11 protein-coding genes are annotated in these 10,826 nt (G+C 68.5%); 8 read left to right on the forward strand and 3 right to left on the reverse strand.

Annotated elements, in window-relative coordinates:
- Positions 1-2 precede the first annotated feature (2 nt).
- Genes OO60_RS40010 through OO60_RS40050 form a run of 7 tightly spaced genes read left to right on the forward strand, consistent with a single transcriptional unit; the run spans position 3 to position 8,195 of the window.
- A complete protein-coding gene (locus OO60_RS40010) occupies positions 3-3,017 on the forward strand; it encodes a phage tail tape measure protein (RefSeq protein WP_003087158.1) in 3,015 nt (1,004 codons plus the stop codon).
- The gene (locus OO60_RS46805) at positions 3,014-5,542 is read left to right on the forward strand and encodes a hypothetical protein (protein WP_155848913.1); all 2,529 of its coding nucleotides are present in this window, start codon (positions 3,014-3,016) and stop codon (positions 5,540-5,542) included. Before OO60_RS40010 ends, OO60_RS46805 begins: the two co-directional genes overlap by 4 nt.
- A gap of 12 nt (positions 5,543-5,554) precedes the next feature.
- Entirely contained in the window at positions 5,555-6,133 is a 579-nt protein-coding gene (locus OO60_RS40030) for a hypothetical protein (protein WP_003087171.1), read from the forward strand.
- Positions 6,134-6,151: 18 nt separating this feature from the next.
- Entirely contained in the window at positions 6,152-6,394 is a 243-nt protein-coding gene (locus OO60_RS40035) for a hypothetical protein (RefSeq protein ID WP_155848914.1), read from the forward strand.
- Complete coding sequence (locus OO60_RS45255; protein ID WP_051767948.1) at positions 6,391-7,077, forward strand: hypothetical protein; 687 nt, start codon at positions 6,391-6,393, stop codon at positions 7,075-7,077. The genes OO60_RS40035 and OO60_RS45255 overlap by 4 nt, the downstream gene beginning before the upstream one ends.
- Complete coding sequence (locus tag OO60_RS40045) at positions 7,074-7,892, forward strand: hypothetical protein (protein ID WP_240490888.1); 819 nt, start codon at positions 7,074-7,076, stop codon at positions 7,890-7,892. The genes OO60_RS45255 and OO60_RS40045 overlap by 4 nt, the downstream gene beginning before the upstream one ends.
- 24 nt (positions 7,893-7,916) lie before the next feature.
- On the forward strand, positions 7,917-8,195 hold the full coding sequence (locus OO60_RS40050) for a hypothetical protein (RefSeq protein ID WP_033263326.1): 279 nt from the start codon (positions 7,917-7,919) through the stop codon (positions 8,193-8,195).
- Positions 8,196-8,350: 155 nt separating this feature from the next.
- On the opposite strand, the gene OO60_RS40055 is transcribed toward OO60_RS40050, so the two are convergent.
- The 3 genes from OO60_RS40055 to OO60_RS46815 all read right to left on the reverse strand — a co-directional run bounded on the left by OO60_RS40055 (position 8,351) and on the right by OO60_RS46815 (position 9,882).
- Positions 8,351-8,836: a hypothetical protein gene (locus OO60_RS40055; RefSeq protein ID WP_004560723.1), complete on the reverse strand. Its 486-nt coding sequence runs from the start codon at positions 8,834-8,836 to the stop codon at positions 8,351-8,353.
- A 349-nt stretch (positions 8,837-9,185) separates the two neighbouring features.
- Positions 9,186-9,359 (reverse strand): hypothetical protein, encoded by a 174-nt coding sequence (locus OO60_RS46810; protein WP_155849043.1) that lies wholly within the window; start codon positions 9,357-9,359, stop codon positions 9,186-9,188.
- Between the two features lie 184 nt (positions 9,360-9,543).
- The gene (locus OO60_RS46815) at positions 9,544-9,882 is read right to left on the reverse strand and encodes a hypothetical protein (protein ID WP_156081356.1); all 339 of its coding nucleotides are present in this window, start codon (positions 9,880-9,882) and stop codon (positions 9,544-9,546) included.
- 68 nt (positions 9,883-9,950) lie between these two features.
- Between OO60_RS46815 and OO60_RS40065 the strand changes: the two genes are divergently transcribed.
- A complete protein-coding gene (locus OO60_RS40065) occupies positions 9,951-10,775 on the forward strand; it encodes a helix-turn-helix domain-containing protein (RefSeq protein WP_162146256.1) in 825 nt (274 codons plus the stop codon).
- Positions 10,776-10,826 lie beyond the last annotated feature (51 nt).

Consider the following 10,826-nt stretch of genomic DNA (forward strand, 5'->3'; position numbering starts at 1 on the left):
CGGTGGCTGAGTTCATCCCGCCCGTCGTCGTCGAGCTGACGGCCGGCATCGGCGAGTACTCCGCCGAGTTCGCCCGCGCCGGTGAGCAGGCCGCGGCGCTCGGCGCCGAAATGGGCGCTGCTGGGGAACAGATCACGGTCAGCACGACCGAGGCGGCCGCCAGCATCGATCGGCTCGCGGTCGCGACGACCGAAGAGGCCGCGAAGGTCACCGCCTCGAACGAGGAGATCCTCGCGTCGATGCGCGCCCTCGGCGTCCAGGCGGACCGGACCGCGGAGCAGTACTACCTGGCGCAGACCAGGATGGCGGCGTCGACGCAGAAGCTGGCCTACGACATGGAGGTCGCCGAGGCGAAGGCGATCGCGTCGACGGAGGCGCTCGGCGCCACGATGACGAAGGTCGCGGCGGAGACGGACGCCGGGTTCGGCGCGAAGATGGCGGCGGCGCAGAAGCCGCTGATGCTGGTCGGCGCCGCGGCCGCGGTCGTCGGGGTGGCCACGGTCAAGATGGCCGGCGACTTCGAGAGCTCGACGAACCGGCTGGTCACCTCCGCGGGCGAGATCCACTCGAACCTCGAGATGGTCCGCCAGGGCATCCTGTCGATGGCCGGTGAGGTCGGCTACTCCGCCGAGGACCTCTCGAAGGCGATGTACACCATCGAGAGCGGCGGGCGGCACGGCGCGGAGGGCCTGCAGGTGCTGCGGGCCGCGGCCGAGGGAGCGAAGGCCGAGAACGCCGAGCTGAAGACCGTGGCCGACGCGGTGACGTCGGTGCTGGTCGATTACCACCTCCAGGGCGAAGACGCCGCCGCGGTCACCTCGAAGCTCGTGGCCGCCACGTCCGCGGGCAAGACGACGTTCGAGGAGCTGTCCGCGTCGATGGCGTCGGTGCTGCCGGTCGCGTCGGCCGCGCACGTCTCCCTCGACGACATCCTCGGCGATCTCGCCTCGATGACCGTGCACGGCATGAGCGCTCAGCAGTCCGCGCAGAACCTCGCCGATGTGATCCGGCACATGCAGAACCCGACCCAGGTGCAGACGAAAGAGCTTGCCCTGATGGGGATTTCGGCGCAGAACCTCGCTGACGACCTGTCCAGTAAGGGGCTTTCGGGGACGCTGCAGGAGATCTCGAACCGGATCAGGCAGTCGATGGGCCCGGGCGCCTCGAAGGTCATCTTGGACCTGGGGTCGGCGCTGCGGACGCTGCCGAAGGACGTCCAGGCGCTCGGCCAGAAGTTGATCGACGGCTCGATTTCCCAGGCGGCGTACAACAAGCAGGCGAAGGCGATGGACCCGATCGCCGCGCACCAGGCCGCCGCGTTCGCCACCCTCGCGGCCAGCACGCACGTCATCGGCAACGAGCAGATGACCGGCGGTCAGGTGATGCAGTCCTACGGGGCCGCGCTGGCGAAGGCGACCGGCGACGCCACCGGCCTCAACGTGGCGCTCATGCTTACCGGCGAAAATGCCGAGACGACGAACAACGCCGTCCACACGGTGGCCGGCGCGGCCACAGAGGCCGGAAACCACGTCAAGGGCTGGGCCGACATCCAGGGCACGTTCAACCAGAAGGTGTCCGAGGCGAAGGACGGGCTCGGCGCGCTGGCCATCAGCGTCGGGGAGAAGCTGCTCCCGGCGATGTCGTGGCTGGTGGACAAGATCGCGATCGGGGCGAAGTTCCTCGCGGACCACAAGGTCGCGGCTGAGGCCCTCGCGATCGTGATCGGTGGTGCGGTGACGATCGCGTTCGCCGCCGCCGCGGTCGCGGCGTGGAACTTCACCGCAGCGATCCTCGCCGACCCCCTGACCTGGATCGTGATCGCGGTCGTCGCGGCGATCGCGCTGCTGGTGTTCGGGCTTGTGGAGCTGTTCACCCACCTGTCGCAGATCGGCGACTTCTTCGCCACCATCTGGAATGCGGCGTGGAAGTGGACGTCGGACCGGATCACCGACATCGTCGGATTCGTCAAGGGCCTGCCGGGGAAGCTCTGGGATGTCCTCTCCGGACTCGGCGCGAAACTGGGCCAGCTGGCGAAGGACGCGTGGGACTGGTTCACCCGCGGCCTCAAGAACGCCTGGAACGCAACGATTGCGTGGTTCCGCAACCTGCCGCACGAGATCGGCTACGCCATGGGGTTCCTGGCCGGGACCCTGATCAAGCTGGCCATCGACGGCTGGAATGCCTTCACCCGCGGTCTCAAAACCGCCTGGACAGCCACGGTCAAGTTCTTCCACGACCTCCCGGGCAACATCGCCGACTTCTTCGTGGGCATCACGACGTGGCTGGTCAACACCGGCCGCGATCTGCTCATCGGCCTCTGGAACGGGATCAAGAACGGGTGGACGAACATCGTCCAGTTCTTCCACGATCTGCCGCACAACGTGAAGACCTGGCTCAGCGAAGCCGGAAACTGGCTGGTCGACTCCGGCTGGCACTTGCTCGTCGGGCTGTGGAACGGCATCAAGAACGGCTTCAACAACACGATCCAGTTCTTCACCGAGCTCCCCGGGAAGGTGAAGAGCTGGCTGTCCGGCGCAGCGAGCTGGCTCTACAACGCCGGTGCGGACCTGCTTCGCGGGCTGTGGAACGGGATCACGTCGATGATCGGCTGGCTCGGCCGGCAGGTCCAGTCGTGGGCGCACGGCGTCGTCGACGGCATCAAGTCGGCGATGGGCATCGCCTCCCCGTCCACGCTGACGCACGAGGTCGGCGGGTTCCTCGTCGAGGGCCTCGCGAACGGCATCCACGCGAACACCCCGCTCGCGGTGTCCGCGGTGCAGGCGATGACCCGGAAGGTCCTCGACGCGCACCAGACGGCCGGCCTGAGTCTGCCGTTGGCGCTCGAAGGGTCGATGTCCACGTCGGCGATGGGTGTTCGACCGGGCGGTGGCCGTGAAGGGCTGTTCGGGTCGCTGACGTTCGTGATGAACCCGCGTGACGTCGCGAAGCTGCTGCAGCAGGGCGTTCTTCGCTACGACCTGCGGAACTCCTCGAACGGGTTGGTGGTGAGCGCGTGAGCCGGGTCTATCCGCTGATGTCCATCACCGCGGACTTCACGCAGGGGCCGCCGAACATCCCGGGGAACTCCGGGGTGCAGTTGCTGCCCGCGACAGCGGCCGGGAACAACCCGGCCTGTCGCGGATGGTCGACGACCCGCGGCCGGCAGTACGAGCTCGACGTGGTGCAGGCGGGGACGGCGTCGCTGGATGTGGTGGATCCGGCGGAGTGGTTGAACCCGGTGAACACCAGCTCGCCGTGGAACAGCGGGGCGAATTCGTTGTTGCCGTACCGGTGTACGCAGATCGCGGCGTGGTGGAACGGCGCGACGCTCAACACGGCCGGGAATCTGCTGAACGCCACGAACATGATCACCGGGTCGACGGTGAACTACGATCCGTCGTTCGAGTCGGGCGGCCTGGGTGGCTGGTTCGGGATCGCGGGGTCGCCGACGCTGGTGTCGTCGACGGCGCAGCATTTCGACGGCGCGAAGTCGGTGTCGATCACCTACAACGCCGGTGGGGATGTGGCGGCGGTGGCGCTTCCGGCGACGGTGCCGGGACAGGTGTGGACGTTCAGCCTGTACGTGTTCGTCCCGGCCTCGCACACCGTCACGGCGTCGCTGTACAACTTCCCGACCGGGGCGCCGCTGGCGTCGTCGACGTCGTCGACGACCGGGGCGTGGCAGCGGCTGACGCTGACGGGGACGCCGACGACGCGGTACGCGATCGTGCAGCTGTCGGTGGCGTCGGGGACGACGCCGACGACGGTGTTCGTCGACGCGATGCAGCTGGAATTCGCGCCGGCCGCGTCAGCGTTCACGACATCGGGGCCGACGTTCTACGAGGTCTATACCGGCTACATCGAGCGGTACCCGCAGCAGTGGGACTCCCAGGGCTTCCGGGGCTTGCGGCCGCTGGAGGCGGTGGACGCGCTGTCCGTGCTGTCCCGCACGATCATCTCCCAGTCCTACGCCTCCACCGTGCTCGCAGATGGTCCCGGAGTGTTCATTCCCTACAACGATGATGCGTTCCCCACCTCCGTGCAGCTTCCGGCAGGCGGACAACCGCCGATCGCGTACCAGCAGATCGGATCGAACTCCGCCAGCGTGACGTTCGGCGGAGACACATTCCTGGACGGCTCAAGAGCTGTCTCCTTGTCGCAGCAAAATGCCGACCCCGTGACATCCGGCGATTCCACGCAAGTTACGTGGCTGGGAACTCGCCAGGGCGGTTTCGCCATGAACCCGCAAGCGTTCAGCCTTGAATGCTGGATCAAGTGGTCAGCTGGTCAGGTTTATTTCGGGGGCGGCTCCATGCGGGTCGGCGAGTCGACCGTTGGCGAAGTGACCGGCCCTCAGAACTACATCGGCTGGTATACCTTCGCAAATGTACTAGCAATTAGGTACACAGATCCAAACAACGCCGTGCAGTACTATTTCGGTTTTATAGGGCTGACGAGTTCTGGACTACCCTTCTTCGCTGATGGAAAGTGGCATCACCTGACGTTCGTCGCCCTTGGAAGTAACAACGCTCAGTTCTCTCTCGATGGTGTTGTTTCGTCGGTTCACGCCTATGCCTCAACGCCACCGGCGATGTCGCTGAATAACTTCTACATCGATGTTACGACGAACTTCGGTGACCCAATCTCGACCGCTGCTATCGCGAACATGGCTGCGTATCCTTTCGCGCTTTCGTCCGCTCAGCAGACTGCGCATTACAAGCGCGGGATCGGTTACCTCGGCGAGAAGTCCGGCGCGCGTGCCCTCCGACTGCTCACGAAGTACTGGTCAACCAACGTCGTGACGGACACCGGCGTGACGTCGATGGCCACCGACTTCTCCTACAGTGGCCGGTCGATGCTCGATGTGCTGCAGGAGATCGCCGACACCGAGAACGGCCTCGTGTGGACCGACGCCGCCGGGGTCGTGCACCAGGACTCCCGCGAAACCCGCTACACCGCAACAACTTCGTCGACCTCGCAGTTCACCTTCGGGGAGAACAGCGGCGCTGGAGAGCTGCCGTACGAGGAGCTGGAGTACGACTACGACCCCACCTACGTCTACTCCGAAGCCGACCTCACCGCAGGCGGCTCCGGAACCCAGCTCCCCGCGATCGTGAACGCGACCAGCCAAACCGCGTACGGGCAAAGGATCCTCTCGAAGACGCTGCAGATGCAGAACGACTGGGACGTCAACCAAGCCGGACTGTTCTACGTCCAGCGGTACGCGAAACCGGCCGGCGCCGCCGGGACCGGCGTGCCCCCGCGTGTCTCGAAGATGACGCTCAACCCCGCGGCGAACCCGAAGCTGTTCACCGCGGTGCTGTCGATGGACATCGGCACCCGGATCACGGTGAAGCGTCGCACCAGCGCGGTCACGATCTCCGGCGACTACTACGTCGAGGCGATCAACCACGACGCGGCAGGTGACGCGTCGTCGTGGAAAACGGAGCTGGAGCTGTCGCCGGTGTTCGTGTCGCAGCCGTGGATTCTCGGGGACGCCACGAAGGGCGTGCTCGGCTCGACCACCGTGTGTGTCTACTGAGGACGGAGAACGATGGGTATCCCCACACCGACCATTCCGTCCTTCACGGACGGCCAGATCGTCCACGCAACGGATCTCAACGCGTTGGCGTCGAACCTGACGAACCTGTACCTGTACAACAACGCCGGGTTCACGACGCAGAAGCCGTGCGCGATCGTCAAGCAGACATCGGGGCAGTCGATCCCGAATAACGCGGACACCGTCGTGAACTTCCAGTCGGCGGTGATCAACACCGACAACATGTGGACCGCGTCGGTGCCCGGCCAGCTCACCATCCAGCACGCGGGGATCTACCTGCTCAACGGGCAGGTTTTCTACCAGGCCATCGGTTCGCCCACCCTCGCGACGAACATGGGCGGCTACATCTGCGTCAACGGCACCACGTCGTCCACGAACGCCGTCGGTGCGGGCGGCACGAACGCCGGGCAGGGCGCCGCAGGTCCGACGGCGAACATGGCCGCCTTGGTGAACTTGGCTGCCGGGGCAACGGTTTTCCTGGAGGCGACGCAAACCACCGGTGCGAGCCAGACGCTCCGCACCAACTTCGGCGGCAGCTTCCTGGCCGCCATCTTCATCACGCCATCCACATAGGACAGACAGGGGGTGGACGTGGGTGACCTCGCATCGCTGCTTCCCGGCATCGCATCCATCATCACGGCGCTCGGCGGTGTCTACCTCGGACACCGCGCCCTCAAGACCGGGTCACGGCGGGAGCGGCGGGCGGCGGCGCAGCGCGTCATCGACCGCGCGATCGGCGCGGACGACGAAGCCCAGGACGACGACGATCGGCGCGACGCGCGCGCGGAGCTGCTCCGGCAGCTGCGCGAGCTGGAGGACGAGGAGGACTCATGACGGGTGACCCGATCGACCGGACGCTCGTCCAGCCCGCCGCCGAGCAGGCCCGCGACGACCGGTCGCACCGGCTGCTCTACTTCGCCGGAGCCCTGATCGTCCTCGGCGTGCTCGGCCTCGCCGTGTGGTCCTGGGTGTCGATTCACACGCTGCAGGGGCGCATCGACGCGGCGACGGCGTCCGGCCAGCAGCTGTACGACCAGGTGAAGCAGCTCGGCGGCACGCCGATCGTGGCGCCGCCGCAGCAGCCCGGTCCTACAGGCGCGACCGGCCCGGCCGGCCCGCTCGGCCCGATGGGGCCGACGGGCGCCCCCGGTCAGTCGCCACCGTGCCTGGCGACCGAGACGCAGTGCATCGGGCCCGCGGGCCCGACCGGCCCGGCTGGTACCGCGGGCGCGCCCGGCGAGACTGGCCCGGCGGGCCCCACGGGTCCGGCTGGTCCAGCCGGGCCCGGCGGGCCGGCAGGAAGCCCCGGGGCGGACGGCAAGGACGGCGTCAGCGTCACCCGCGCCTACTTCGACCGGGACCCCAACGGCCAGTGCAGGACCTACGACGACTTCTCCGACGGCCGGACCCGGGTCGACCAGGGCCCGGCCGGGGATGCGGCCTGCGCGCCCGCGCAGAACCCGCCACCGTCGGCGGTGCTGCCGACCGGAACCACGCTCCGACGGAGGTACACGTGACCCGAACCATGTACGACGCCGTGACCGCCGCGAACATCCCCGGCGACGCCCTGATGGTGGCCGGCTACATCGACCGGATCGTCCTGGCGCCGTGGACGGACGCCGACTGGATGCGGTTCCCGCGGGCGGTCAAGGTCGAGATCGTCAAGAAGGCGAGCTCGAACCGCGGGCACGTCCTCGACGTCGAGCCCGGCGACGCGCGGCCCGACGAAGCGCCCGGCTGGGTGCGGATGCGCCGCGCCGCCGGGGCGGACCCGACCGTGTACTGCAGCTGGTCGGCATGGCCGACGGTCCGGGCCGCGTTCGCCGCGGCAGGCGTCGCCGAGCCGCACTGGTGGATCGCGCGCTACGACAACGACCCGACGATCCCGGCCGGCGCAGTGGCGAAGCAGTACCGCGGTGACGTCGCCCCGGGGTTCGACGTGTCGGCGGTCGCGGACTACTGGCCGGGCGTCGACCCGGCACCCGGCGGGAACGGCTCGCCGACCGAGCAGGGAGAGGACGAGGACATGATGCGAGTCGACTGCAAGGCGATCCCGAGCAACGGGTTCGCCACGCTGGATCTGGCCGGGGGCGACGACGCCCGGATCACGATCTACCCGGGCCGTCAGCCGGTGTGGATCGGCGACGTGTTCTGGTGGGGCGAGGGCCACGTGCCGGGCGACAACACGACCGGCGGCCTGGGCAACAACCCGTCGCCGGGGCCGGACGCCCTGCGTGTCTCGGCCATCACGACCTTCCGGTGCCCGAAGGCGCTGCTGGCGGAGGTCAACTTCTCGTCGAACACCGACTTCCACATCGTGGCCCGCGGCTGATCCAGCCAGAAGGAGGACAGAAACGTGACATCGAACTGGGTGCAGAAGGCCGAGGGCCAGCTGCTCAACGTCGTCGAGAGCAAGGTGAAGGCGGCCAGCACCACCGCGGCGCTCGTCGGCATCGCGACCACGGAGCTGGGCCTGTACGTGTTCCACGGCGCCGTCCCGGACTGGGCCACCGGCGCGGTCGGCGGCCTCGTCACCGGCGCCCTGAGCTTCGTGGCCGGCTGGCTGGCGAAGCACACCCCGCGTACCCCGGCCGCGCCGCCCACCGCGGCACCGCCGGTCGATCCGGCCAGCTGACCCCAGAAACCGCGTTCGGGATCCCGAACGCGAAAAAGCGCCCCCCGAGCTCCACACGGAGCTCGGGGGGCGCCTTCGCTGCGTCCTGGGGCGGGCCCGCCCCGCCGAGGGGGGAGGGACGGCACGGGCCCGCGGTCCGCAGCGAGAACGGTCCGCTATCGGACCGCCGACTCGTACTCCTTGGCTTGATCCGGCGTCAGCAGATGCGACACCCGCACCAGCACCGGGCCCGCGACATAGTCGTATTCGGGATCCAGCCCCTTAGTAGCTGCCTGGACGAGGTCCATCCGAGCCTTCGCGCCGGCCTCGTCGGCGAACACCTCGACGCTGCCTCCGCGGTCCGTGCTGTCGGGCGCCGTGCCGTCCAGCTGGTCGACCGGGATGCGGCTGTCGGCGAAGGCCGCCTTCGAGGTGTAGCCGTTCGGGCGGCCGAGGAGGTGGTTCGGGTCGTCCTCGGCGGTGTAGGTCTTGACGAGCTTGACGGTCGGGATCTTGCCGGCCAGCTTGGCCACGACCTGGTCGGCGGACGCAGCCGGCGCCGGGGCGGCGGCCGGCGTGGAGCTGTCGGCGCTGCTGCAGCTGACGAGCAGGAAGCTGGCGGCGGTGGCGGCGAGCAGGGCGGCGGCGGTGCGGTTCGGCATGGGTTCCCCTCAGGCTGGCGTGGTGGCGTCCTGTTGGTCGGTGTTGACGGTGTGGTTGTTACGCACCGGCGCCGGGCCCCCGGGTTTGGAGGGCCGGGGGCCCGGCTCCGCGCCGGCGTGATCCCGACGCGGCTTGGGGCCGCCCGTCGCCCCGGGAGGTTGTGTGCGGGGACGAGGCAACGGGCGGCGCTGGGGCCCTGCCGGGACCTGGGGGTACCGGCCTCGGCAGGGCTGGCCGCCGCTGCTCAAGGCGGCCGTTCCGCGATCACCCAGTTCGCCTGCCGACCGGGTCCGCGGAGTGGGAACCTGGCCGCCGCGCCCGTCGGGGTCGGCGCGGCGGCCAGGCGGCTCAGGCAGCCGGTACGTCCGGCGGTTCGGACGGCGGCGGATCGGGCTTCGGCGAGCGGCTCGGGTCGTAGTCCAGCAGCTCGGCGTCGGTCAGCTCGGACACCCGCACACCCCATGGCGTGAACGTGAACTGGTCCTGGATGTAGCGGGCGGGCGGCCGCTCCTGGCCGTCCACTACAGCCCCTCGTACCAGTGCTCGCACACCCAGGCTGCTCCCGAACCGGCCCGGTACGCCGTCTTGCACCAGCTGCAGGTGTTCGCCGCCCGGTCGTGGTCGGACCATCCTGCCTGCTCTCGATCGGTCGCGCGACGATGCAGAAGCCCGGGTGCCGGCGTCATCCTGATGGCGAGTGCGGCCGTCATGATCCGCCCCGCTTGAGCAGGTCACCGATGGCGTAGTGCAGCTGGGACATCAGCTCGATCGCGGTGGCCCGGAGCCCGAAGCCCACGCTGAGGAGCGCGGTGGGGCCGTCGCCGATGCCGAGCGCGAGCCGGAGCTTGCCGTCGTTGTCGTGTACGAATCCCACGTTCACCTCGACGTCCCGGCCGATCGGGTCCACAGCCTTGATCGGTTTTCTCTCGTACGGCCACCCTCGCGTCATGCTGGCCCCCAGCTGGTCGGTGGTGCCGACCGCAACAGAGGCATCGTGTGTCCGAGTGTGGTCGGTGTTGACGTCCACAGTGTCTACGTCGGTCATGGTTCACCGCAATGGCCTGATCGAGTGACCCTCGGATCGGTCTGGAAGTGGGCCCTATGCTCTGTGGCATGGTGAACAACCAACGGCGCACGACCGGGACACCGAAGGCGCGCAGCTTCGGAGCCGCCGTTCGCGAGGCCCGCGAGGCCCGCGAGCGCGAGGTCCGTGAGGACCGCGAGCAGCGCGACGGCCGCCGCTGGACGTTGCGTGCCGTCGCTGGCCAGCTCGGCATCGACCCGAGCCGCCTCTCGAAGATCGAGACAGGCAAGGCTGTCCCGAGCGCCGACGTGGCCGAGCGGATCCTCGATCACCTCGGCGTGACCGGTGATCACAAGGCCGAGGTGATGGCGCTGCTGCAGGGCGCGGAGACCGAGGCCCCGTGGTACGCGAACACGCTGCCGGAGCAGCGGCAGCACACCAGCATGATCGTGGAGGCTGAAGACGTCGCCCGGGAGATCGTGTCCTACACGATCGGCGTCGTGCCCGGCCTGCTCCAGACGAAGCGGTACGCGAGGGCGATCATGGTGGGCGGCGGCAATCCGCTGCCAGCCAGCGAAGTGACCATCCGGGTGATGACGCGGATGGGCCGTCAGGGCGTCCTTGCCGAGGAGCGCGAACACCCGGTCCACCTCGTCGCGCTGATTCACGAAACGGCGCTGCGCCAGCGGATCGGCGGCGTCGACGTGATGATCGAGCAGCTGGAGTTCCTGCTCAAGATGATGCGGCGCAGCAACGTCGACGTGCGGATCGTGCCCGACGCCTTGGACTGGCACGAGGGCCTGGAGGGCAGTTTCAGCCTGATTTCGCCGCGTGAGGATGCGGACCTGTACCCGCTCGTGTTCTTGGAGCCTGTTTTTGATGCCGTCTGTGGGTATGGGTCGGGCCTCTGCTAGTGATCTAGACACCACATCATGATCACAACCAGCAGAGGCCCGGTCTTCTTT

Origin of the sequence: Amycolatopsis vancoresmycina, from assembly GCF_000716785.1 — a bacterium.
GTDB lineage: Bacteria > Actinomycetota > Actinomycetes > Mycobacteriales > Pseudonocardiaceae > Amycolatopsis > Amycolatopsis vancoresmycina.

What these genes read in the sequence shown, in the direction of transcription:
- OO60_RS40030 (WP_003087171.1), top strand. Translation starts at nt 5,555, where the DNA reads ATGGGTATCCCCACACCGACCATTCCGTCCTTCACGGACGGCCAGATC.
- OO60_RS46815 (WP_156081356.1), bottom strand. Translation starts at nt 9,882, where the DNA reads ATGACCGACGTAGACACTGTGGACGTCAACACCGACCACACTCGGACA.
- OO60_RS40065 (WP_162146256.1), top strand. Translation starts at nt 9,951, where the DNA reads ATGGTGAACAACCAACGGCGCACGACCGGGACACCGAAGGCGCGCAGC.
- OO60_RS45255 (WP_051767948.1), top strand. Translation starts at nt 6,391, where the DNA reads ATGACGGGTGACCCGATCGACCGGACGCTCGTCCAGCCCGCCGCCGAG.
- OO60_RS40055 (WP_004560723.1), bottom strand. Translation starts at nt 8,836, where the DNA reads ATGCCGAACCGCACCGCCGCCGCCCTGCTCGCCGCCACCGCCGCCAGC.